Source organism: Plastoroseomonas arctica (genome assembly GCF_018128965.1).
GTDB lineage: Bacteria > Pseudomonadota > Alphaproteobacteria > Acetobacterales > Acetobacteraceae > Plastoroseomonas > Plastoroseomonas arctica.
This window is the reverse complement of record NZ_JAAEDH010000001.1, coordinates 417,999-440,467: the sequence shown is the minus strand read 5'-3', so window position 1 is coordinate 440,467 and position 22,469 is coordinate 417,999. Positions and strand designations below refer to the sequence as shown.

Sequence of the window (22,469 nt, the reverse complement as noted above, 5' to 3'; positions counted from 1 at the left end):
CGCGATTGCCTCGGCGGTTCTGGCGCGAGGCATGTGAGGCAAGGGCGGGCGATTGGCACCGAAGCTGTTACTGGGTTTGATCCTCGGCCTGGGCTCCTCGGTGATCTGGGGCGGGCATGCGGTGGTGGCGCGCGCGGCGCTGGCCGGGCAGGGGCTGGTGCCGCTCGACCTGGCGGCCTTCCGCTATTCCATCGCCGCGGTCGTGCTTCTGCCCCTGCTGTGGCGTGGGCGGCAGGCGCTGGCGCGGGTCGGGGCGTGGCGGATGCTCGTGCTGACCGCGCTCGGCGGCGCGCCGAACCTGCTGCTGTTCGTGGGCGCGCTCGTCTATGCGCCGGCGACGCATGGCGGCACCATCGCGCCGATGACAGTGCCTGTGGTGGGCGCGCTGCTCGCGGTGCCGCTGCTGCGGGAGGTGCCGACGCCGGGTCGCTGGGCTGCGCTCGCGGCGATGGCGGCCGGCGTGCTGCTGATCGGCTGGGACGGCATCGCAGGTGTCGCGGCCGGGGCCTGGCGCGGCGACCTGATGCTGCTCGGTGCGGGTGCCAGCTGGGGGGCTTTCACGGTGCTGCTGCGCCGCTGGCAGGTGCCGGCGATGGCGAGCACGGCGGCGGTAACGGCGATCTCGGCTCTGCTGGTGCTGCCGTTCTGGCTGCCCTGGCGCGGCGCGGCGGTGATGGCGATGCCGGCTGGCGTGGTGCTGCCGCACCTGATCGCGCAGGGGCTGTTCCTTGGTGCGGCGGCGATGTTCCTCTATGCGCGCGCGGTGGAGTTGCTTGGCGCGACGCGCGCCTCCACCCTGTCGGTCATCGTGCCGGTGGTCGCGCTGATTCTCGCGGCCTTCGTGCTGATGGAGCCGATCGGCGCCCTGCAATTGCTTGGCGCGGCGCTGGCGGTGGGCGGGATGGCCGCGGCGGTGCTGTTCACCGGCCGCCGGCAGGGCTGAACGGGGAGGAAAAGACTTGGTCGAACGCGATGCCTGGGGCGCATTCCTGCCCCCGCTCGCCTCCCTCGCCATGGAGGCGGGTGCTGCCATCGAGCGCATCCGCGCCGGCACGGACTGGCACACGGTCGCCAAGGATGACGGCAGCCCGGTCACCGCCGCGGACCTTGCCGCCGACACCATCATTCGTGCTGGCCTCGCCGCCGCCTTTCCGGCCATCCCCGTGGTGTCGGAGGAGGATTGCGCGCGTCCCTCCGACCCCGGCGCGGTCTTCTTCCTGGTCGATCCGCTGGACGGCACGCGCGAATTCGTGGCCGGGCGGCCGGACTACACGGTGAACATCGCACTCGTGGAGCATGGCGTGCCGGTAGCCGGCGTGGTGCTGACCTCGGCCGATGGCCGGCTGTGGTGTGGGGCCAAGGGCGCGGGAGCCACGCGCAACGGCGAGGCCATTCGGGCGCGCCCGGTGCGGGTTCCGCCGGTGGCCCTGATCTCCCGCTCGCACCGCGAGGCGGCGACGGATGGCTGGGTCGCTGCGCGGGGCGTGACGGAGACGGTGATCGTCGGATCGTCCGTTAAATTCTGCACGATCGCGGAGGGCGAGGCGGATGTGTATCCGCGCTTCGGCCCCACCATGGCCTGGGACACGGCGGCGGGGCAGGCGGTGCTGGAGGCCGCCGGTGGCGTGGTGCTGACGCCAGAGGGCGCGCCGTTCCGCTACCAGGCGGGGCAGGGCTGGCGCAACGGATGCTTCATCGCGTGGGGAGCGGCGTCACCGCCCATTGCGTCGTGACGTGGGCGGCGGGGCGATCGTCGCCCTCGCCGCGGATCCAGACCTCGCCATAGATCAGCGTGCGGCCGGGCTTGAGGATGCGCGGCTCCGCGATCACCGGGCCGGGGGCGGCGGCGCGCAGGAACTGGATGGCGAGCTGCGTCGTGCGCGAGAGGTCCTGGCCTTCGTTGGCGATCAGCAGCGCCGCCCACATCGCGACGTCGGCCAGCGCCATCATGGCCGGGCCGGAGGTGGTGCCGCCCGGGCGCAGCGCGAGGGCGGCCGCGGGCATGCGGATGGTGAGAGGGTCCAGCGCGATGGCCTCGATCTGCAGGAGCTGCGCGAGGGGCACGCCGCCGCGCAGGCGGGCGGTGAGGTCATCGAGGGTCATGCGCCAGTCTCGCCCGCGAGGGCGCGCGGCGGCAAATCCTGCCCATCGGCGGCGCGGTTTGCCTGGCGCTGGCGCCGGATGGGCGCGGATGGGGGTGCCCGGGCTGGCATGGCGGTTGCGGTGCCCTGCGCGTGCAGGAAGGATCAGGATGATGCCGACACAGGTGACGACGACGCGGGGCGCGAATGTCCAGGCGCTGGTGCAGAAATCCCAGGCGCGCGCGCTGCCGCGGACGCCGCGCGCGGAGCATGCGGGCCAGCAGCCTGGCGCGCAGGGAACACAGGCCAGCGGCGCGCCGGCGCAGGATTTCCGTGCCATGCTGCAGCGCATGGAAGGCCAGCGGCAGGAGCGTGTGCGCGGTATCGCGCAATAACGCCGGACGTGCGGTGGCGCGGAGATGCGCGTCGAAATAGGCAACGCCGATGGTGGCGTGCTGTTGATCGTCGCCTGCCGCCACATTTGACGAAGGGGTGGAACCTCACGCGGGCGTTCCCGGTTATCGGGCAACGGCCGTTGTGCCTCGACGATCGCCGGCGCGGGCCATTGCCAGCCTCGACCGCGCAGGAATTTATCGGGGATGGGACCTTCCTGGTGAGCCCTGCGAACAAGGCGTCAGGGGGCCGCGGCGGGCGCGCCAAACAGGTCGGCGAGCAACTCGGCCAGCTCCAGGGCGTGTTCGGGGCGAACGCCTTCAGCGTGATCGCGCCCGATTTCTACCAGGCGACGACCGGGGGCGCCGCCTTCACCCGGCAGGCCACCAACTTCGGCAAGAATGTCGGCGGCACCTGGCAGTTCTGCAGCCACACCTGGATGCCAGCGCTGGCACGGGCGGCGTCATGCTCCACTGCGGCATCGTGCCCGCCGTGAGCGTGCCGGCTAGCGCATGCGCGGATGACGGGGAGGGGCGCGGCCTCTAGGCTTGCGCCCATGTCCGACAGCGCCCGCTTCCGCAACGCCCCCGCCATCCGCAGTCCGCGCGGCCTCGAACGCTCCTGCCTGTCGTGGCAGACCGAGGCGCCGCTGCGCATGCTGATGAACAACCTCGACGACGAGGTCGCCGAGCGCCCGGGCGAGCTGGTGGTCTATGGCGGCATCGGCCGCGCCGCGCGGGATTGGAACAGCTACGACAGGATCCTCACGACCCTGCGGCGGCTGCGCGACGACCAGACGCTGCTCATCCAGTCGGGCAAGCCGGTGGGCGTGTTCGAGACCCATGCGGATGCTCCGCGCGTGCTGATCGCCAATTCCAACCTGGTGCCGGCCTGGGCGAACTGGGAGCATTTCAACGCGCTCGATCGCCTGGGCCTGATGATGTACGGGCAGATGACCGCCGGGTCCTGGATCTATATCGGCAGCCAGGGGATCGTGCAGGGCACCTACGAGACCTTCGTCGAGGCCGGGCGGCAGCATTTTTCCGGTAGTCTCGCGGGGCGCTGGATACTCACGGCGGGCCTGGGCGGCATGGGCGGCGCGCAGCCGCTCGCGGGCGTGTTCGCGGGCGCATCGGTCCTCGCGGTCGAATGCCAGGCGTCGCGGATCGAGAAACGGCTGGAGACCGGCTACCTCGACCAGTGGGCGCCGGACCTCGACGCCGCGCTCGCCATGGTGCGGGGTGCGACGGCGCCGATCAGCGTGGGCCTGCTCGGCAATGCGGCGGAGGTGTTCCCGGAACTGGTCCGCCGCGGCGTGGTGCCCGACATCGTCACCGACCAGACCAGCGCGCACGATCCCGGCAATGGCTACCTGCCGGCCGGGTGGACCGTCGCGGAGTGGGAGGCGCGGCGCGAGAGCGACCCGAAGGGCGTGGCGGCCGCGGCGCGGCGGTCGATGGTGCCGCACGTCCAGGCGATGCTGGACTTCAAGGCGGCCGGGTCCGTGGTGATGGACTACGGCAACAACATCCGCCAGATGGCCAAGGATGAGGGCCTGGCGGGCGCCTTCGGCTTCCCCGGCTTCGTGCCGGCCTATATCCGGCCGCTGTTCTGCCGCGGCGTGGGACCGTTCCGCTGGGCGGCGCTGAGCGGCGACCCCGAAGACATCTACCGCACCGATGCGAAGGTGCGGGAGCTGATCCCGGATGACCCGCATCTGCATCATTGGCTCGACATGGCGCGGGCGCGCATCCAGTTCCAGGGCCTGCCGGCACGGATCTGCTGGGTGGGGCTGGGCACGCGGCACCGGCTTGGACTTGCCTTCAACGAGATGGTCGCGCGCGGCGAGATCGGCCCTCTGGTGATCGGGCGCGACCATCTCGATTCAGGCTCCGTCGCCTCTCCGAACCGCGAGACGGAGGCGATGCGCGACGGCTCGGACGCCGTGTCCGACTGGCCGCTGCTCAACGCGCTGCTCAACACCGCGAGCGGGGCCACCTGGGTCAGCCTGCACCATGGCGGCGGGGTGGGGATGGGGTATTCGCAGCATTCGGGCATGGTGATCCTGTGCGACGGCAGCGCGGATGCGGCGCGGCGATTGAAGCGGGTGTTGTGGAACGACCCCGCCACCGGCGTGATGCGGCACGCGGATGCGGGCTACGACATCGCCATCGACTGCGCGCGGGAGTTCGGGCTGGATCTGCCGATGCTGGGGTGAGTCTTGCGCGCCACATGGCGATGCCGTCATGCTCGTACGGCAACAACACGGAAGCCGGCCGATGCGCAGATCCTTCCTCGCCGGGCTGATGTCGCTGGCAGCGGCGCCCGCGCTCGCGCAAAGCGAAGAGGTTCGTGACCCCAGCGGCCGGGTGGTCGGCCGCCGCTGGCGCGACCCCACAAGCGGAACGGTCCATTACTACGACCTCGGCGGCAACCGCACCGGGACCGCGTCGCGCGATCCGACCTCCGGCACCGTGACGCGGCGGGATTCCAGTGGCCGCTATTCGGGCCAGTCCTGGCGTGACCCGACGACCGGCACGGTGACGAACCGCGATGCCAATGGCCGCGTCACCGGCCAGACCTGGCGCGACCCGACCACGGGGACGGTTCAGTCCCGCACGTCGAAGTAGCGGGCCGCTACCTGATCTTCCCCAGCGTCCCCGCCGTCAGGCCATGTTCCATCGCGCCCGCCGGCGGCGTGATCCCGATCGAGGCGAGATGCGCGAACAGCGCCGCCACCACCGCCTGGTTCGCCACCGCATCCTCGCCGGGCAGCGACTCCCACCCCTCGAACCCGGCTGCCTTGCCGATCGTCATCCAGGTCGCGCTCCGCAGCACCTTGCCGCCCGCCACCGTGCGCGCCCGCTGCGCCATGCGCTTTTCCAGCGTGCGCCCAGCCGACTGGTTGGGCTTGGGTGCGATGGCGATCATCCGCACATGGCTCAGCCCGTCGAGCGCGCCGGCGGTGCGCGGGAACATGTGGTCGAAGTTGTAGGTGTCGCCGTCGAGGGCCGCGGACACGTTCAGCCGCGTGCGCGCGAACAGCCGGTAGATGTCGCGGTAGCTGTTGTCGTCCGGGTCGACCCAGAGCTGCGGCTCGTTGTTCGAACTCGTCACGAGCACGAAGGCGCGGCTTTCGCTATAGCCCGACAGCGGCTCGATCCGCGCCGGACGCATCAGGTGGGCGCGCCTGAGATCGTCGACCGAGGCGGTGCCGATCAGCGCCGGCGGGTCGATCAGGAAATTGTCGAGCAGGACCTTGATCTGGTGCTGCAATGGGGCCGGCCATGTGGTTGCCATGCTGCCTTCGATCCCGCGCTGATTGGCGGCCAGATCAGCATTGTTGCGTGGACGGATCAAGCGCACATGGATGACATTGCGGAGAGAGAGCGATGAGCGAACGGCTCACCCCGGGATCGGTGACGCTGACCCAGCTTCGCGCGGTGTTCGCCGGTGCGCCGGTCGCACTCGCACCGGGCTGGCAGGCGCCGGTCGCCGCCTCGGCGCAGGCCTTGGCGGTGCGGCTGGAAGAGGGCGTGCCGCTCTACGGTGTCAACACCGGTTTCGGGAAGCTGGCGTCGACGCGCATCCCGGCCGAGGGGCTGGCGCAATTGCAGCTCAACCTCCTGCGCAGCCATGCGGCCGGGGTGGGCGCGCCGCTGCCCGCCGACGTGGTGCGGCTGGTGATGGTGTTGAAAGCGCTGTCGCTGGCCCGCGGGGCGTCGGGCGTGCGGGTCGAGGTGGTCGAAGCGCTGCTGGAGATGCTGGCGTTGGACACGCGCCCGGTGATCCCGGCGCAGGGCTCGGTCGGCGCCTCGGGCGACCTCGCGCCGCTCGCGCATCTAGCTTTGGTGCTGGTGGGGGAGGGCGAGGCGGCGGGGCCACGCCCGGCGCCGATCGTGCTCGGCCCGAAGGAAGGGCTTGCGCTGCTCAACGGCACGCAGGTGAGCACCGCGCTCGCGCTGACGGGGCTGTTCGCGGCGGAGGATGCTCTGCGCACCGCGCTCGTCGCCGGCGCGCTCTCCACCGAAGGGGCGAAGGGCAGCGATACGCCCTTCGATGCGCGCATCCATGCGCTGCGCGGCCAGCCGGGGCAGATCCGCGCAGCCGCGGCGCTGCGTGCGCTGATGTCCGGCAGCGCGCTGCGCGAGAGCCACCGCGTCGGCGATCCGCGCGTGCAGGACCCCTATTCGCTGCGCTGCCAGCCGCAGGTCGCCGGCGCCTGCCTCGACCTGATCGATCAAGCCGCTGCCATGCTCGGACGCGAGGCCGATGCGGTCACCGACAACCCGCTGGTGGTCGAGGGGGGCGAGATCCTTTCGGGTGGGAATTTCCATGCCGAGCCGGTGGCCTTCGCCGCCGATATCCTGGCCCTCGCCATGGCCGAGCTGGGCGCCATCGGCGAGCGACGCATCGCGCTGCTCATGGACCCCGTGCTCTCCGGCCTGCCGGCATTCCTGGTGCGCGATGGCGGGCTGAATTCCGGCTTCATGATCGCGCAGGTGACGGCGGCCGCGCTCGTGGCCGAGAACCGTGCGCTCGCCGCCCCGCGCAGCGTGGACAGCCTGCCCACCTCGGCCAACCAGGAAGACCATGTGAGCATGGCGACCGGCGCCGCGCTGCGCCTCGCACCGATGGCGGAGAACCTCGCCAACATCCTGGCGATCGAGCTGCTGTGCGGCGCGCAGGCACTGGATTTCCACCGGCCGCTCACCTCCGCCGCACCCATCGAGGCCGCGCATGCGCTGGTCCGCGGCGGCGCGGCGCATTGGGGCGAGGATCGGGTCATGGCGCCGGATATCGCGGCGGTGGCGGCGCTGGTCCGCGCGGGACGATTTGCCGCTCTGGCGGCTTTATAACGCTGAACTAACGCCTTGGCGTTCGGCGCCCTGCTAAACATTCGGCCGGTTGATACTTCGCACGGCAAGACGCCGATCGAGCGGGGAGTTCAGGCGATGGCACGCCGGCATGCGCGTTCGCTGGGTCCGCTCCGCGCCATATCGCGCGTCGCCAGCGAGGACGGCACCCCCGAGATCACGCGGCGCGAGGTGCCGATGCCGTGCCTCCCGCGCCCGCTTCCCTGACGCACAGCGAAGGAGAGATGCGATGAAGGACGGCATGCTCGCCGGCATCCCGATCCCGGAGGTGCAATCCACCCAGGAAGGCCTTGTTGTCCAGGCGAAGGCGGCCGGCGAGACGCTCCGATTCGACGCCAGCGACAATGTGGACGGCACGGTCGACCTCAATTTTTTCGTGGTGCCGAAGGTCGCCATGCAGGCGAGCGAGACCCTGGGCGGCTTGTCGCGCCGCTACGAGGTGGGCCATCGCGGGCCGGAGGTCATCTCCACCGGCAAGGGCGATCGCGGCGGCAAATCCTACGGGTGTTGGCAGATGACGAGCCAGCCGGCGGGCGGCACGGTGACGCGCTTCGTCATGGAGGATGGCTTTCCCTTCGCGGGTGATTTCGCCGGCCTGCCGCCTGGCAGCGACGGCTTCGATGCGGCGTGGCGGGCGGTCGCGGCGCGCGATGCCGCGGGGTTCGAGCGTGAGCAGCACGCCTATGTGCTGCGCACCCATTACGACGTGGCGCTGAAGCGCATTATCGCGAGCGGGATCGACGCCGCCGCACGGGTGCGCACGCTTCATGAGGTGCTGTGGTCGGCCACCGTGCAGCATGGCGCCTTCGGTGCGCTCGGGATTTTCCGCGCCGCGGGCGCGACGGATCCGCGGGACGATGCTGCGCTGATCCGCGCGATCTACGCCGAGCGCGGGCGGCGCGACGATGACGGGGTGCTGGTGCATTTCTCCGGCAACTCGAAACCGGTGCAGGAGAGCGTGGCGAAGCGCTTCGTCGATGAGTGCGACGATGCGCTGGAACTGCTGGCGGCGGAGGCGAAGGCGCCCAGGCCCGCCGTCTTCGCCGTGCCTGCGCCGGTGGAAGCCCACGAGGGTCGCAGCACGACGGGCTCGCCCGGCGACGAATCGCCCTCTCCCCAGCCGGTCATGCGCGACGTGCCCGCCTGGTTCGAGATCGCGTTCAGGGAGGTCAACCAGGCCCAGCTGCCCGGCCCCGCGGACAATGCCCGCATCGTCGAATATTTCGGCTGGACCAGCCTGGGCGAGAGCCCCGACAGCGTCGCCTGGTGCGGCGCCTTCGTCTCCTTCTGCCTGGGCAATGCGGGGTTCCTGCGCAAGGGCACCGGCTCGGCGCGGGCCGCGAACTGGATGGATTTCGGCAAGCCGCTTGAGGGTCCCAGGAAGGGATGCGTGGTGGTGCTGGAGCCGCAGGCGCCGGGCTCGTCCGGCCATGTCGCCTTCTGGGACCATACCGATGGCGAGCGGATTTTTCTGCTCGGCGGCAACCAGGGCGGCAAGGTCGGCGTGAACGCTTTCGCGCTGCGTGACGTGCGGAAGTTCGGCTATCGATGGCCGCTCGACGCATAGCCCTCGGTCGCCGGGCACCGCCCCGACGGCCATCCGGCCTTGCCGCCCGCAGCTCGGGTCGGGCGGTCACTTCCGGCGCAGGATGGCCAGGGCCGCGCCGAGCAGCCCGATGCCGCAGGCGAGCGGCCCGAACCCCCAGAACCCCTGCCGCGCGAGCATCCACCCGCCGAGCGCGGCCGCGCCCAGCCAGCCGAAGCTCGCCGAGGTGACGTTGAGGCCCAGCACCGTGCCGCGCACCTCCTCGGGCACGCTCGCGAGGCTCGCCATCAGGCTCGGCCGCGCCAGCGCATTGACCAGCACATAGGCGAACCCCAGTCCCACGGAGACCGCCAGGCTCGGGGTCCAGCCGAACAGGGGCAGGGCGAGCAGCGCCGCGCCGGCCATGGCCGCGGCGAAGATGAGCAGGCGGTTCGGCAGCCGGTCGGCCATCTGTCCGCCGACGATGGTGCCGGCGATGTTGCCCAGCGCGAACAGCGCCAGCGGCAGGGCGAGCGTGCCGAGGGTGAGCGCGTAGCTGGTCTGCAGGAAGGAGGCGAAATACACCGCCATCAGCCCGTAGCAGACGCGCTCGGCCACCCCCATCGCGAGCAGGCGCAGCACCGGGCCCGACATCGCCTTGCGGTAGCTGACGCCGGCACCGCGCGCGTGCGGCGCGCTGCCGGCCGGGCGCAGCGTGGTGGCGAGCAGCGCGAGGGCGGCCAGCATCGCGATGGCCGCGACCGTGCGGGTGACGCCGCGCCAGCCCAGCGCCTCCCCGATCCAGGCCGCGAGCGGCACGCCGAGCAGCAGGGCGAGGGACTGCCCGGCCATGATCCACCCCAGCGCGCGGCCGCGCTGGCCGGGCTGAACGCGGGTCGAGGCTTCCGCCATGATGGTGCCGGTGAAGGCGCCCGCGCAGGCCCCGGCGAGCATGGCCCACACGGCGACGGCGACGTAGCTCGTCCCGCTCGACATGCCGACCAGGCACAGGGCGAGCAGCACCGGCCCGCCGATCAGAAAGGGCCGGCGGCCCCAGCGGTCCGACCCGGCGCCGGCGATGAGCGAGGCCGCCCCCCAGGCGATCGACGTCAGCGCCATCAGGTTCGCGACCAGCGGGAGGGTGCTCGACAGGTCGCGCGCCATCTCGATCAGGAAGGGCGCGCGCGTGGTGCCGGAGCAGGAGGCCGCGAACATCGCGAGGCAACATGCGGCGAGCAGCGCCCAGGGCATCGGGGCTTCGGGTGGGCGCAGCGAAGGTTCGGGCATGGGGTGACGCTAGCCCGGCCGTGCCCGCGCCGTCAGGGGGGCATGCCTAGGGCTCGCGGATGGCTTCCTGCAGGCCGCGCGTCAGCGGGTTGAGGAAATAGGAGAGTAGGTTGCGGGTGCCGACCTTGATCTCGGCGGTGAGCGTCATCCCCGGCGTGATGCGGCTGCCCTCCGGAAGGCCAGGGAGCGCCTGTGCGGTGAGTTCCACCTGGCCGGCATGCAGCCCGGCGCTGCCGGGCCGTGCCTCGCCGGTCTCGGTGCGCTGGCCGGATTCCGGGGCGACCGCGCGCAGCCGGCCGGGCAGGGCGCCGTGGCGCTGGAAGGGGAAGGCGTCGATCTTCACCACGACCGGGTCGCCGGGGCGGGCATGGCCGATATCGGCCGAGCGCAGCGCGATCTCCGCGATCAGCGGCACGTTGAGCGGGACCAGGGTGATCAGCGGCTCCGCCTCGCGCAGCACCGAGCCTACCGAGCGGCGCGCGACCTCCAGCACCACGCCGTCCTGTGGCGCGATCATGGCGGTGAGGTCGCCCAGGCGCCGCGCCTTGCCCAGCTGCTCCTCAATGCGGGCGAGCTCGGCGCGGATGCGGATGGCGTCCTCCATCAGCAGGCGGCGCCAGTCCTCGACGAAACTCTGCCGCTCGGCCTGCTTCGCGAGCAGGGCGTGGCGCAGCTCGGCGACGCGATTGCGCGCCTGCGCGAGGTCGTGCTCGGCCTGGATGCGCTGCGAACGCGCGGCGAGCAGGTTGAGCCGCGAGCCGACCTGCCGCTCAGCGAGGTCGGACCGCATGGTCTCCACATCGCGCGCGAGATCGGCCTGCTGGGCGCGGAGGAAGGCGGATTCCTCCAGGCTGCGGATGGAGGCGGTGATGCCGGCGATATCCTCGTCGAAGAAGCGAAGCCGCGTGGTGCGCACGATTTCGCGCTGGGATTGCAGCGCGGCTTGCAGCAGCAGGTCGGGCTCGAGCGTCGCATGCATGGGCGAGCCGCCGAGCTCGGCGTCAATGCGTGTCGCCTGCGCGGTCAGCAGGCGGTGCTGGGCGGTGAGGGTGGCGGTGTCGGCATCGGCGAAGGTGGTGTCAAGCAAGGCGAGCACTTGGCCGCCGCGCACCACGTCGCCGGCGCGCACCCGGATCTCGCGGATGACGGCGCGCTCCATCGGTTGCAGCACGATGGGCGGCGCGTCGGGGGTCAGGCGCCCTTGGCCGGTGACGACGACATCCACCTCGACGATGGCGGCGACGGCGAGCAGCAGCAGGAACAGCAGCGCGACCAAGTGGTGCGCGCCGCGGAGCAAGGGCGGCGGCCCTTCGGCGAGCAGGTCATCGAGTTCGCCCTGGAAGCCGATCGCCTCGGGCGCGATGGGGCGCGGGCGTGGGCGCGGGGTCCCGCGCAGCCGGGCGAGGATCGCCGGTGCCGTCGTGAGGGCGCTTGCACTCATGCCGGTTGTAGATGCTGCGTCTGCTGGTGCCAGAGGTGGCGATACACCTCGCAGCGTTGCAGCAGGGTGGCGTGGGGGGCGATGTCCAGCACCCGGCCGCGTTCGAGCACCAGGATGGCGTCCGCGCGTGCCAGCGAGGCGAGGCGGTGGGAGACGATGATCATGGTGCGGCCCTCGGCAATGGCGTCGAGGTTGCGCTGGATAATGGCTTCGCTCTCGGGGTCGAGGGCGCTGGTTGCCTCGTCGAAGATGAGCAGCGAGGGGCGCGGCAACAGTGCGCGGGCAATGGCCAGGCGCTGGCGCTGGCCGCCGGAGAAGTTCGACGCCCCTTCCTCGACCAGCGTGTCGTAGCCGTGGGGCAGGCGTTCGATGAACTCATCCGCGCCGGCGAGGCGGGCGGCTGCGAGGATCTGGTCGAGCGGCGCGTCGAGGCGGGCGGCGGCGATGTTGTCGCGGATGGTGCCGGAGAAGAGTAGGTTTTCCTGGAGCACGACGCCGATCCCGCGCCGGAGATGGGTGAGGTCGATGTGGCGGAGATCGACGCCGCCGGCGCGGATGATGCCCTCCTGAGGGCGGTGGATGGCCTGGATGAGGCGGGTGACGGTGGTCTTGCCGGAGCCTGAGCGGCCGACGATGCCGATGACCTGGCCTGGCTCGACGGCGAAGGAGACGTCTTCAAGGGCGGGGGCGCCGGCGCCGGGGTATTGGAAGGTGACGCCCTCGAAGTGCAGCGCGCCGGTGATGGGGGGGCGGGCGAGGCGCGCCTGGGCATTGGCCTCGGGGGCGGTGTTCATGACGTGGCCAAGCATGCGGACCGAGAGGGCGGCTTCCTGGTATTCGTTGATGAGGGCGACGATCTGCACCAAGGGGCCGGTGACGCGGCCCGACAGCATGGAGAAGGCGATCAGCGCGCCGAGGCTGAGATGGCCCTCGAAGACGGCGATCGCGCCGGCCGAGAGCAGCGTGATCTGCATCAGCTTTTCGAGGGCCGTGGTGATCACGGTGCCGGCGATGCCGACGCGCCCGACCTCCGCCTGCTGGCGCACGGCCTGGACCACGCGGCGTTCCCAGTTGGACTGGCGCACTGGCTCCAGCACCAGGGATTTGACCGCGCGCATGTTGTGCAGCGTCTCGACTAGATAGGCCTGGCGCGCGCCCTCGGTCTGGTAGAGCCGGTCGAGCCGGCGGCGAAAGGCGGGGACCATCGCCGCGATCACGCCGGCGATTGCGGCAGAGAAGCCCAGCACGATCGCGGTCAGTAGCGGGCTGTAGAGTGCGAGGACGATGATCAGCACCGGCAGGAACACCGCGTCCAGCATGGTCTGGAACAGCCTGCCGGTAAGAAAATGGCGCAGCTTTTCCGTCTGCTGCATGTGCCGCGTCAGCACGCCCGCCGCCTGGCTTTCGAAGAAATGCAGCGGCAGGCCGAGGAGGTGGCGGAAGGTGCGGGCGCCGAGCTGCGCGTCGATCTTGTTGGTGGCGAGCAGCATCAGGCGCTGGCGGATATAGCCGAAGCCGGCATCGAAGACGGTCAGCAGCACGAAGACGCCGGCGACCACGTACAGCGTCTGGTAGCTCTGGTGCGTGATCACCTTGTCGATCAGCACCTGGAACAGCAAAGGCGTGGCGAAGCCGATCAGGCTCGCGAGGATGGCGGCGATGGCGACGCCGCGGAAATGGCGCCGCTGGCGGATGATTTCGGGCAGGAACCAGCGCAGGCCGAAGGGCTGGTTGTCTTCGCTCAATGTATGGACGCGCTTGCACAGGATAAGCGTGCCGGACCATTCGGCGGTGAAGGCCTCGCGGGAGACGAGCTGCACGCCCTCTGCTTCCGCGGTGGGGTCGAGGATGGCGGCGTGCTGGGCGCCGTCCTCGCCGGGGATGACGTGGACGAGGATCACCCAGCTGCCGTCGCGGCGAACCGCCATGGCGGGGTAGGCGCGGCCCAATGCGGCGGCCTTGTCCCAGCCGCAGCGACGCAGCACGCGCCCGCGCAGTCCCAGCTGGCCCATGGTGCGCAGGACGGAGGGCACCATGTCCGCGCTCTCGATCGCGGGCAGTTCTTCGGGTGCCAGGTGCAGGCCGTGATGGGTGGCCAGCAGGAACATGCACCGCAAGGCTGTCAGTTCAGGAACCATGGCGTGCAGACTAGGCGCGCAGGGGTTGCGATCAGGTGAAGGCTCCGGGCCTGTTCCGGAGGGATAGCGGCGCGATCCAGCGGTACTTTTCCGCGCCGGCGGCGTCGGGCAGCTTGCCGATACAACCGGTATCGCTGTGCTGCCCTTCTGGCCGGTGCGAAAAATCCCCCCCGAGTCATCGCCGCAGCCCCTTCGGAACAGGTCCGAACGCGAAACCCCCCCGGGCTTGTGGCCCGAAGGGGTTCGCGGCCGCTGCGGCGCTCAGGCGAAGAGAGCGTTCACCTGGGCCGTGGTCATCGCGCCGATCTGGGTCGAGGTGAACCCGGTGGTCTGCGTGTCGGTGAGTGCGGCGATGTCGGACGTCTCGAGCCCGGTGATCTGCGTCGTGGAGAAGGCGCAGATCTGAGAGGTGGTGAGGCCCGCCATCTGGTTCGTGGTGAGTGCTGTGACGTTGGTGGAGGTGAGTGCCACGAGCTGCGCGGTGGACAGCGCCCCGATCTGCGTCGTGCTGAGGCCCACGACCTGGGTCGTGGTCAACGCGGCGATGTCGGTCGTCTCGAAGCCGGTGACCTGTGCCGAGGTCAGGGCCGCGAGTTGCGTCGTGGTCAAGGTCTGCACCTGGGTGGTGGTGAGCGCGGCGATATCCGATGTCTCCAGACCCACGATCTGGGTGGTGCCCAGGCCAAGGATCTGTGTGGTGGTGATCGTGGGCACCTGGGTGGTGGTGAGTGCGCCGACCTGCGCCGAGGTGAGCGCCCGCATCTGGGTGGTGGTGAGCGAGGCGAGGTCAGTGGTTTCGATCGCCGCGATCTGCGTGGTGGTGAGCGAGGCGACCGCCAGCCCGCTCAGCCCCACCGCCTGGGTGGTGGTCAGCGCGGCCACCTGGCTGGTGGTGAGGCCCACGACCTGGCTGGCGGTGAGGCCGGCCAGCTGCGTGGTGGTGAGCACGACCAGGTCCGTCGTCTCGAGTGCCGCGACCTGGGTGGAGGCGAGCGCGCCCACCTGGGTCGAGGTGATCCCGGCCATTTGCGTGGTGGTGAGTGCGACGATGTCCGAGGTCTCGACCCCCTTCACCTGGGTGGTGCCGAGGCCACCGACCTGCGTGCTGGTCAGGGCCGCTATCTGCGTCGTCGTGAAGGCCCCGATCTGACCGGCGCTGAACAGGCGCAACGTGGTGGTGGTCAGGCCGGAGGCCTGGGTGGTCGTCAGCGCAGCAATCTGGGTGGTGGTGAGGCCCAGCGCCTGGTTTGCCGTGATGCCCACGAGTTGCGTGGTGGAGAGCGTGGCGAAGTCGGTGGTCTCGAAGCCCGGCACCTGGGTGGAGGCCAGGGCGCTGATCTGCGTGGTGGTGAGCACACCGACCTGGGTGGTGGTGAGTGCCGCGATATCGGTGGTCTCGAGGCCGCGGACCTGGCTGGTGCCGAGATTGGCGACCTGCGTGGTGGTCAGGGCCGCGGCCTGGGTGGTGGTGAGTGCCGCCATCTGCGAGGAGGTCAGCGCCCGCATCTGGGTCGTGGTGAGCGTCACCAGGTCGGTGGTCTCGATGGCGCCGATCTGGGTAGAGTTCAGTGCCACCAGTGCCGTGGTGCTGAGGTTGGAGACCTGCGTCGTGGTCAGCGCGGCGACCTGTGTCGAGGTCAGCCCAGCCACCTGAGCGGGGGTGAGGCCGAGCAACTGCGTGGTGGTCATCACCGCGAGGTCGGAGGTCTCCAGCGCGCCCACCTGGGTGGAGGCCAGGGCCGCGACGTGGGTCGAGGTGATGCCCGCCATCTGCGTGGTGGTGAGTGCGACGATATCCGAGGTCTCAATGCCCTTCACCTGGGTGGTGCCCAGGCTCCCCACCTGGGTGGAGGTGAGTACCGCCACCTGGGACGTTGTCAGGGCGCCTACCTGAGTGGAGGACAGCGCGCGCAGAACGGTGCTGCTCAGGCCCACCGCCTGGGTAGTGGTCAATGCCGCGATCTGCGTGGTGGTGATGCCGCCCACCTGGGTGCTGCCGAGACCCGTGAGCTGCGTGGTTGTGAGCGTGGCGAAGTCAGTGGTCTCGAAGCCCGGCACCTGGGTGGAGGCCAGCGCGCTGAGCTGCGTGGTGGTCAGCACCCCCACCTGGGTGGTGGTGAATGCGGCGATGTCGGTGGTCTCAAGTCCCCGCACCTGTGTGGTGCCGAGGTTGGCGACCTGAGTGGTGGTCAGGGTTGCGGCCTGGGTGGTGGTGAGTGCCGCCATCTGCGCGGAGGTAAGTGCGCGCATCTGAGTTGTCGTCAGCGTCACCAGGTCGGTGGTCTCGATCGCACTGATCTGGGTGGAGTTCAGCGCCACCAGCGCGGTGGTGGTGAGGTTGGACACCTGGGTCGTGGTCATCGCCGCGACCTGCGTTGATGTCAGCCCGATCACCTGGGTCACGCCGAGGCCGACCAATTGCGTTGTCGTCATCACGGCAAGGTCGGTGGTCTCCAGCGCTGCGACCTGCGTGGAGGCCAGCGCCGCGACCTGGGTCGACGTGATCCCCGCCATCTGCGTGGTCGTCAGCGCGACGATATCAGAGGTCTCGACCCCCTTCACCTGGGCGGTGCCGAGCGTGCCGATCTGGGTGGAGCTGAGGGCGATGACCTGCGTCGTGGTGAAGGCGCCCATCTGCGTGGCCGTAAGCGCGCGCAGCACGGTGGAGGACAGGCCCGCCATCTGCGTCGTGGTCATGGACGCGACCTGCGTGGTGGTGATGCCCGCCACCTGCGTGCTGGTGAGGCCGCCCAACTGGGTGGTGCTCAGAGTCAGGAAGTCGGTGGTCTCGAAGCCCGGCATCTGGGTCGAGGCAAGCGCGCTAATCTGCGTGGTGGTGAGCGCGCCGACCTGCGTGGTGGTGAATGCCGCGATGTCGGAGGTCTCGAGCCCCCGCACCTGGGTGGTACCGAGATTGGCGACCTGGGTGGTGGTCAGGGCCGCCGCCTGCGTCGTGGTGAGTGCTGCCATCTGCGCAGAGGTCAAAGCTCGCATCTGGGTGGTCGTGAGTGTGACCAGGTCGGTCGTCTCGATGGCGCCGATCTGGGCGGAATTCAGCGCCACCAGCGCCGTGGAGGAGAGGTTGGAGACCTGCGTCGTGGTCAGCGCCGCGACCTGTGTCGAGGTCAGCCCAGCCACCTGAGCGGGGGTGAGGCCGAGCAACTGCGTGGTCGTCATCACCGCGAGATCGGTAGTCTCCAGCGCGCCCACCTGGGTGGAAGCCAGGGCCGCGACCTGGGTCGAGGTGATGCCCGCCATCTGCGTGGTGGTGAGTGCGACGATGTCGGAGGTCTCGATCCCCTTCACCTGAGTGGTGCCCAGGCTCCCCACCTGGGTCGAGGTCAGCGCCGCTACCTGCGTGGTGGTCAGGGCGCCTACCTGAGTGGAGGACAGCGCGCGCAGAACGGTGCTGCTCAGGCCCACCGCCTGGGTGGTGGTCAATGCCGCGATCTGCGTGGTGGTGATGCCGCCCACCTGGGTGCTGCCGAGACCCGCGAGCTGCGTGGTTGTGAGCGTGGCGAAGTCAGTGGTCTCGAAGCCCGGCACCTGGGTGGAGGCCAGCGCGCTGAGCTGCGTGGTGGTCAGCACCCCCACCTGAGTGGTGGTGAGTGCGGCGATGTCGGTGGTCTCAAGTCCCCGCACCTGTGTGGTGCCGAGGTTGGCGACCTGGGTGGTGGTCAGGGCCGCGGCCTGGGTGGTGGTGAGTGCCGCCATCTGCGCGGAGGTGAGTGCGCGCATCTGCGTGGTCGTCAGCGTCACCAGGTCGGTGGTCTCGATGGCACCGATCTGGGTGGCGTTGAGTGCGACCAGGGCGGCCGTGCCGAGGTTGGACACCTGGGTCGTGGTGAGTGCCGCCACCTGCGTCGACGTCAGCCCGATCACCTGGGTGGCGCCGAGGCCGAGCAGCTGCGTGGTGGTCATCGCCGCGAGGTCGGAGGTCTCGAGCGCGCCCACCTGGGTGGAGGCCAGCGCCGCGACCTGGGTCGACGTGATCCCCGCCATCTGCGTGGTCGTCAGCGCGACGATGTCGGAGGTCTCGATCCCCTTCACCTGGGTGGTGCCCAGGCTCCCCACCTGGGTGGAGGTCAGCGCCGCCACCTGCGTGGTCGTCAGCGCCCCCATCTTCGTCGCCGTCAGCAACTGCAGCGCCGTGGTCGTCAGCCCCGATGCCTGTGTCGTGGTCAGCGACGCGATCTGCGCGGTGGTGATGCCGGCGATCTGCGTGCTGCCGAAGCCCGCCAGCTGGGCGGTGGAGAGTGTCACCAGATCCGTCGTCTCGATCGCCGCGACCTGGGTCGAGGCGAGGGCGGCCAGCTGCGCCGTCGTCAGCACGCCCGCCTGGGTGGTGGTCAGCGACGCTATATCGGCTGTGTCGAAGCCGCGCACGCCCGTGGTGGACAGGTTCGCGACCTGGGTGGTGGTGAGTGCCGCCACCTGCGTCGTGCTCAGCGACCCCAGCTGGGAGGAGCCGAGCGCATTCAGCTGCGTCGAGGCCAGCACGACAAGGTCCGTGGTTTCGAGCCCGCTGATCTCGGTGGTGGTTAGCGCGCGCATCTGCGTGCTGCTGAGAACGGCGACCTGGATGGTGGTCAGCGCCGCGATCTGGGTGGTGGCCATGGCGGCGATCTCGGAGGTCGAGAGGCTCGCGATCGTGGTGGTCGTCAGCGCAGCGATCTGGGTCGTGTTCAGCAGCGAAATGGCCGGCATTTGTCTCACTCCATTCCCGACAGGGTTCCGCGAGAGACAAGGCCCCCGGCCTTGTTGACCGACGGGGCAAGCAGGTCCGGGGTCCAGCTTTTGCCGGCCCTTCGCAGAGGTGGAGAATAAGGCGATGGTATTGCCCTGAGGTTAATGCGCCGTGCGTCGCGCTCAGGGCACCAGGCGGATCGCGCGATAGGCGGATTCGAGCCGCGCGGTGAAGCCGGCGCTGTCGCCTATGGTTCGGCGCCAGGCATCGCCGGCGAGGCGCTGGCGCAGTGCCGCGGCCGCCGCCGGATCGGTCGCCACTGCGACCGCGCGCGCGACGTAATCCGCTTGGCTGGTCGTCACGAAATCATCGAGGCCCACCGCATGCAGCAGCGCGCCGGCCATGCGCGAGGCAAAGGCGCGCCCCGACAGCGTCAGGATCGGCAGGCCCATGCGCAACGCGTCCGAGGCCACCGTGCCGGCATTGTAGGGCGCGGTGTCGAGGAACAGATCGGCCAGCGCGAAGCGCGCCATGTAGTGCGCCGGTCCCACGCGCGGGGCGAAGAGGAAACGGTCGCCCGCCACGCCGAGGGAGGCCGCGCGCGCGAGCAGGTTCGCGCGACTGTCCGTGGTGTCCTCGACGATCCAGAGCACGCTCTCGGGTGCCGCGCGCAGGATGACGCACCAGCTCTCGAACATTGCCTCCGTGATCTTGTAGTGGTGGGAGAAGCAGCAGAAGACGAAGCGGTCCACCGGCAGCCCTTCGCTGGCGCGCGACAACGTGGGCAGCTCGGGCATGCGGCTGTCATTGGCCTGGTAGAGGCCGGCCAGCGGCAAGGGCGCGGGCGCGTAGTGCGTGGCCTGGTCGGCCGGAATGACCCAGTCGTCGCAGATGACGTAGTCGAGCTCGGGCAGCGGCAGCGGGCCGATATAGCCCAGATAGGTCGCCTGCACGGGCGCGGGCTTGTGCCGCAGCGTGTGCATCCGCGCGCCCTTGGTCAGGCCGTTGAGGTCGATGAGGATGTCGATCTCGTCGGCGCGGATGCGGTGCGCGGCGGCCGCGTCGTCGAGGTTCCCGATGGGGATGTGGTGGTCGAGCGCGGCGATAACGCGGGCGCGGATGGTGCTGCCATCCTCGGGGCTGGAGCAGTAGCCGAACACCTCGAAGGCGGTCCGGTCATGGCGTTCCAGCGTCTCGACGATAAGGAAGCTCATCGCATGAGCGCAGAAATCCGAAGACAGATAGCCCACCCGGATGCGCTCATGCCGGTAGCCGCGCTCGGGGGCCAGGCGGTGCGGCGCGGGGGCCACCTTGCGTTCGAGCCAGCCGGCGACGCTGCGGCGTTGCAGGGCGACATCGTCGGTCAGCGCCAGCGTACCGAGCGGACCGATCTGGAGGGAAAATTCCTCAGGCGAGAGGCCGGGGATCTCGCCCGCATAGAGCGGCCATATGCAGGCCTTCTGCCGCGCATGACCCCAATGCTGCACCACGTCGGGCTGTTCGCGGTCGAGCAGGAGGGAGGCGCGCAGCGCCGCCTCGGCCTCGGTGAAGCGCTTCTTCTCGTCGAGCAGGCGGCCACGATGGTTGAGCAGCGCGACGCGCATGGCCGTGGATTGCAACGCCTGATCCCAGACCGCGAGCGCGGCATCGGGCTGCCCCTGGGCTTCCAGCGCCAAGCCGAGATTGACCGCGGCCTGGTCGAGCTTCGGCTGCAGCGCCAGCGCCTGCGCATAGGCCCGGGCGGCGGCGGCATGGGCACGGGTCTGCGCGAGCTCCACGCCGAGGTTGAACCAGGCGGCGAAAAGCTGCGGGCTGCCGGGATTGGCCGCGATCCAGGCGCGGTATGCGGCGATCGTCGTCACGCGCCGCCCCTGGCGAGAAGCCTGTTCCGCCAGTGGCAGCAGCGCCTCGAGCGGAAGCGAGGCGCAAAGCGCGCGCAGACGCTCGGCATCCTCGGGCCAGGGAGCGCCGTCGAACAGCGCGGCAAACCAGGCGCGCTCCGATGGCGCGAGGCCGGGCGCGAGCATGTCCGGTGCCATCAGGCCGCGGCCTCGAGCGCGGTGGCGTCGGGCGCGTGCCACACCCGGCTGTCCCAAGGCAGCCGCACGAAATCGTGGCGCTCCGCAAGGGCCGCGCGATAGAGGCCCTGGTAGTCGGCGATCTGCGAGAACTCCACGCCGTCATGGTCGAGCGACGCGCCGATCTCGAGATAGGTGTCGAGGTTGGTCATCTCCGGCACCGGCAGCCGTCCCGCGCAGGCCTCGGCCCAGATGCGGCGGAACAGCGCCTCCATCTCGCGCGTGAAGGGTGCCGTGTCGAACAGCAGCGAGCTGTGCCGGCCGGCGAGCAACTGGTCGCGGTAGGTGGCGAGCCGCAGCCGGTCGTGGCCGAGGGCAATGGCGCGCGCGGTGTATTCCGCCGGCGTGGCGCAGACGAGGCCCGGGATGCCGGCCGCGCGCACCAGCGACGCGCAGACGCGCGAGGCGAAGCCGCGCCCCGGCATGGTGAGAATCGGCACGCCCATCCACAGCGCGTCCGACGCCGTGGTGTGGGCACCGTAGGGGGTGGTGTCGAGGAACAGATCGGCCAGCGCATAGCGCGCGATGTGCTGCGCATTGGGCGCGAAGGGCACGAAGATCAGCCGTGCGGGGTCGATGCCGGCGGCTTCGGCCAGCGCGCGCTGGCGCGTGTCCACGGCCTCCGCGCCCTTGAGCAGCCAGAGCAAGCTGTCGGGCACCGCACGCAGGATGTCCATCCAGCGCGCGAAGAGGAAGGGCGTGATCTTCTGCGCACCGTTGAAGCTGCAGAACACCGTGGCGTTCTCGGGCAGGCCGCACTCGGCGCGGGTTGGGGTTGGCGCCACCACGCGCGCGCGGTCGTTGGGCTGGTAGCAAGGCAGGCGCAGCACGCGCTCCGTGTAGTAGATCTCGTGGCCCTCGGGGATGATGGTCGGGTCGGCGATGATGTAGTGGTGGTATGGCGTGCCCATGGTGCCCGCGAAGCCCAGCCAGTTGACGATCACCGGGGCCGGGCGGCGGGCCAGCAACTTGGATCGCGCGCTGCGGGTGTGACCGTTGATGTCGACCAGGATGTCGATGGCGTCGCGCAGCATCAGCGCCAGCGCCGCGTCATCGTCGAGCGGGGTGATGTCCACCCAATGCTCCGCGCCGTCGCGGATGCGCGCCTTGGTCGCGTCCTCGGCGGGGATGCCGCAGTAGTAGAGGAACACCTCGAACTGGTCGCGGTCATGGCGGTGGAACATGTCGGCAGTCAGGTAGCCGATGGCGTGGTCGCGCAGGTCTGAGGAGAGATAGCCGATGCGCAATCGCCCTGGCCGCGCGCGCGGCACCGCGTGGCGCGCCACGCTGCCCGGTGCGGGACGGCCGATCTCCTCGCGCGCACAGGCCGCGGCCCCCGCGAGTTGCAGCAGCGGGTCGTCGGCATAGCTGGCGAGGCTCAGCGGCGCCATCCGGCGGAGAAGCGCGCTTCGGTCGAACGGTCCCACGGGTTCGAGCAAGGGCCAGGTGCATTGCCGCTGGCGCAGCGCGATCCAGTGCTGCACCACATCGGCCGGGTGCTGCCCGAGCTCGATCATCTGGCGCAGCGCGGCCTCCGCCTGGGCGAGCATCTTGCGCCCCTCCAGCAGGCTCGCGCTCAGCTTCAACGCGGCGGCCTTGTGGCCCACGGACTCGCCGGTCACTTGTGCCAGCGCGGTGGTCACCTGCGTCCAATGCGCGAAGGCCTGGTCGGCCGCGCCAAGGCGTTCAAGCAACACGCCCAAGTTGACGTGCGCTGGAAGGAAATTCGGCCGCGCGGCCACCGCCTCCTGCAGCGCGACCGCCGCCTCCTGCACCGCGCCGAGGCTGGACAGCACCACGGCGTGGTTGAACAGCACGGCATGGCGGTACGGGCTCTCCGCATGGGCGGCGAGCCAGTCGCGGTAGAGCGCCGCGGCGGCGTCCGGGCGGCCCGCCTGGGCGTGGCTTTGCGCGGTGCCGAACAGCTCGGCGATGATGGTGGTGTCCATGCGCGACAATCCT

Annotated in this window: 16 protein-coding genes; 8 read left to right on the top strand and 8 right to left on the bottom strand. The window is 70.4% G+C overall.

Going from position 1 to position 22,469, the window contains the following annotated elements; translation table 11 throughout:
- Positions 1–76 precede the first annotated feature (76 nt).
- Positions 77–943, top strand: coding sequence for a DMT family transporter (locus GXW79_RS02060; RefSeq protein WP_211872534.1), 867 nt, complete (start codon positions 77–79; stop codon positions 941–943).
- 16 nt (positions 944–959) lie between these two features.
- Positions 960–1,733: a 3'(2'),5'-bisphosphate nucleotidase CysQ gene (gene cysQ / locus GXW79_RS02055; RefSeq protein ID WP_246503610.1), complete on the top strand. Its 774-nt coding sequence runs from the start codon at positions 960–962 to the stop codon at positions 1,731–1,733.
- On the opposite strand, the gene GXW79_RS02050 is transcribed toward cysQ, so the two are convergent.
- Positions 1,693–2,103, bottom strand: coding sequence for a PaaI family thioesterase (locus GXW79_RS02050; protein ID WP_211872533.1), 411 nt, complete (start codon positions 2,101–2,103; stop codon positions 1,693–1,695). The genes cysQ and GXW79_RS02050 overlap by 41 nt on opposite strands.
- A 148-nt stretch (positions 2,104–2,251) precedes the next feature.
- Here GXW79_RS02050 and GXW79_RS02045 point away from each other — a divergent pair, with 148 nt between their 5' ends.
- The 4 genes from GXW79_RS02045 to GXW79_RS02030 all read left to right on the top strand — a co-directional run bounded on the left by GXW79_RS02045 (position 2,252) and on the right by GXW79_RS02030 (position 5,104).
- Positions 2,252–2,476, top strand: a complete 225-nt coding sequence (locus tag GXW79_RS02045) for a hypothetical protein (protein ID WP_211872532.1) — start codon at positions 2,252–2,254, stop codon at positions 2,474–2,476.
- A gap of 218 nt (positions 2,477–2,694) precedes the next feature.
- Positions 2,695–2,970: a hypothetical protein gene (locus GXW79_RS02040; protein ID WP_211872531.1), complete on the top strand. Its 276-nt coding sequence runs from the start codon at positions 2,695–2,697 to the stop codon at positions 2,968–2,970.
- 60 nt (positions 2,971–3,030) lie between these two features.
- On the top strand, positions 3,031–4,692 hold the full coding sequence (gene hutU / locus GXW79_RS02035) for a urocanate hydratase (RefSeq protein ID WP_211872530.1): 1,662 nt from the start codon (positions 3,031–3,033) through the stop codon (positions 4,690–4,692).
- A gap of 61 nt (positions 4,693–4,753) precedes the next feature.
- Complete coding sequence (locus GXW79_RS02030) at positions 4,754–5,104, top strand: hypothetical protein (RefSeq protein WP_211872529.1); 351 nt, start codon at positions 4,754–4,756, stop codon at positions 5,102–5,104.
- 7 nt (positions 5,105–5,111) lie between these two features.
- Here the strand turns inward: GXW79_RS02030 and GXW79_RS02025 are convergent, their stop codons facing one another.
- Positions 5,112–5,774: a hypothetical protein gene (locus GXW79_RS02025; RefSeq protein WP_211872528.1), complete on the bottom strand. Its 663-nt coding sequence runs from the start codon at positions 5,772–5,774 to the stop codon at positions 5,112–5,114.
- A 92-nt stretch (positions 5,775–5,866) separates the two neighbouring features.
- On the opposite strand from GXW79_RS02025, the gene hutH reads away from it, so the two are divergent.
- Together hutH and GXW79_RS02015 are read left to right on the top strand one after the other, a co-directional pair.
- Entirely contained in the window at positions 5,867–7,333 is a 1,467-nt protein-coding gene (hutH, locus tag GXW79_RS02020) for a histidine ammonia-lyase (RefSeq protein ID WP_211872527.1), read from the top strand.
- A gap of 247 nt (positions 7,334–7,580) precedes the next feature.
- Positions 7,581–8,918 (top strand): TIGR02594 family protein, encoded by a 1,338-nt coding sequence (locus GXW79_RS02015; RefSeq protein ID WP_211872526.1) that lies wholly within the window; start codon positions 7,581–7,583, stop codon positions 8,916–8,918.
- Between the two features lie 66 nt (positions 8,919–8,984).
- Here GXW79_RS02015 and GXW79_RS02010 read toward each other — a convergent pair whose 3' ends face one another.
- The 6 genes from GXW79_RS02010 to GXW79_RS01985 form a co-directional block, all read right to left on the bottom strand.
- Positions 8,985–10,163, bottom strand: coding sequence for an MFS transporter (locus GXW79_RS02010; protein ID WP_211872525.1), 1,179 nt, complete (start codon positions 10,161–10,163; stop codon positions 8,985–8,987).
- Positions 10,164–10,209: 46 nt separating this feature from the next.
- Positions 10,210–11,604: an HlyD family type I secretion periplasmic adaptor subunit gene (locus GXW79_RS02005; protein WP_211872524.1), complete on the bottom strand. Its 1,395-nt coding sequence runs from the start codon at positions 11,602–11,604 to the stop codon at positions 10,210–10,212.
- Positions 11,601–13,712, bottom strand: a complete 2,112-nt coding sequence (locus GXW79_RS02000; RefSeq protein WP_246503609.1) for a peptidase domain-containing ABC transporter — start codon at positions 13,710–13,712, stop codon at positions 11,601–11,603. The genes GXW79_RS02005 and GXW79_RS02000 overlap by 4 nt, the downstream gene beginning before the upstream one ends.
- A 291-nt stretch (positions 13,713–14,003) precedes the next feature.
- Positions 14,004–18,449, bottom strand: a complete 4,446-nt coding sequence (locus GXW79_RS01995; protein ID WP_211872522.1) for a beta strand repeat-containing protein — start codon at positions 18,447–18,449, stop codon at positions 14,004–14,006.
- A gap of 162 nt (positions 18,450–18,611) precedes the next feature.
- A complete protein-coding gene (locus GXW79_RS01990; protein WP_211872521.1) occupies positions 18,612–20,468 on the bottom strand; it encodes an O-linked N-acetylglucosamine transferase, SPINDLY family protein in 1,857 nt (618 codons plus the stop codon).
- Positions 20,468–22,456 carry an O-linked N-acetylglucosamine transferase, SPINDLY family protein gene (locus GXW79_RS01985; RefSeq protein ID WP_211872520.1) on the bottom strand — a complete coding sequence of 663 codons (1,989 nt, stop codon included), beginning with the start codon at positions 22,454–22,456 and terminating at the stop codon, positions 20,468–20,470. The genes GXW79_RS01990 and GXW79_RS01985 overlap by 1 nt, the downstream gene beginning before the upstream one ends.
- Between the last annotated feature and the right edge of the window lie 13 nt (positions 22,457–22,469).

What these genes read in the sequence shown, in the direction of transcription:
- GXW79_RS02030 (WP_211872529.1), top strand. Translation starts at nt 4,754, where the DNA reads ATGCGCAGATCCTTCCTCGCCGGGCTGATGTCGCTGGCAGCGGCGCCC.
- GXW79_RS02025 (WP_211872528.1), bottom strand. Translation starts at nt 5,774, where the DNA reads ATGGCAACCACATGGCCGGCCCCATTGCAGCACCAGATCAAGGTCCTG.
- GXW79_RS01990 (WP_211872521.1), bottom strand. Translation starts at nt 20,468, where the DNA reads ATGGCACCGGACATGCTCGCGCCCGGCCTCGCGCCATCGGAGCGCGCC.
- GXW79_RS01985 (WP_211872520.1), bottom strand. Translation starts at nt 22,456, where the DNA reads ATGGACACCACCATCATCGCCGAGCTGTTCGGCACCGCGCAAAGCCAC.
- GXW79_RS02000 (WP_246503609.1), bottom strand. Translation starts at nt 13,712, where the DNA reads ATGTTCCTGCTGGCCACCCATCACGGCCTGCACCTGGCACCCGAAGAA.
- GXW79_RS02010 (WP_211872525.1), bottom strand. Translation starts at nt 10,163, where the DNA reads ATGCCCGAACCTTCGCTGCGCCCACCCGAAGCCCCGATGCCCTGGGCG.
- GXW79_RS02005 (WP_211872524.1), bottom strand. Translation starts at nt 11,604, where the DNA reads ATGAGTGCAAGCGCCCTCACGACGGCACCGGCGATCCTCGCCCGGCTG.
- GXW79_RS01995 (WP_211872522.1), bottom strand. Translation starts at nt 18,449, where the DNA reads ATGCCGGCCATTTCGCTGCTGAACACGACCCAGATCGCTGCGCTGACG.
- GXW79_RS02050 (WP_211872533.1), bottom strand. Translation starts at nt 2,103, where the DNA reads ATGACCCTCGATGACCTCACCGCCCGCCTGCGCGGCGGCGTGCCCCTC.
- hutH (WP_211872527.1), top strand. Translation starts at nt 5,867, where the DNA reads ATGAGCGAACGGCTCACCCCGGGATCGGTGACGCTGACCCAGCTTCGC.
- hutU (WP_211872530.1), top strand. Translation starts at nt 3,031, where the DNA reads ATGTCCGACAGCGCCCGCTTCCGCAACGCCCCCGCCATCCGCAGTCCG.
- GXW79_RS02045 (WP_211872532.1), top strand. Translation starts at nt 2,252, where the DNA reads ATGATGCCGACACAGGTGACGACGACGCGGGGCGCGAATGTCCAGGCG.
- GXW79_RS02015 (WP_211872526.1), top strand. Translation starts at nt 7,581, where the DNA reads ATGAAGGACGGCATGCTCGCCGGCATCCCGATCCCGGAGGTGCAATCC.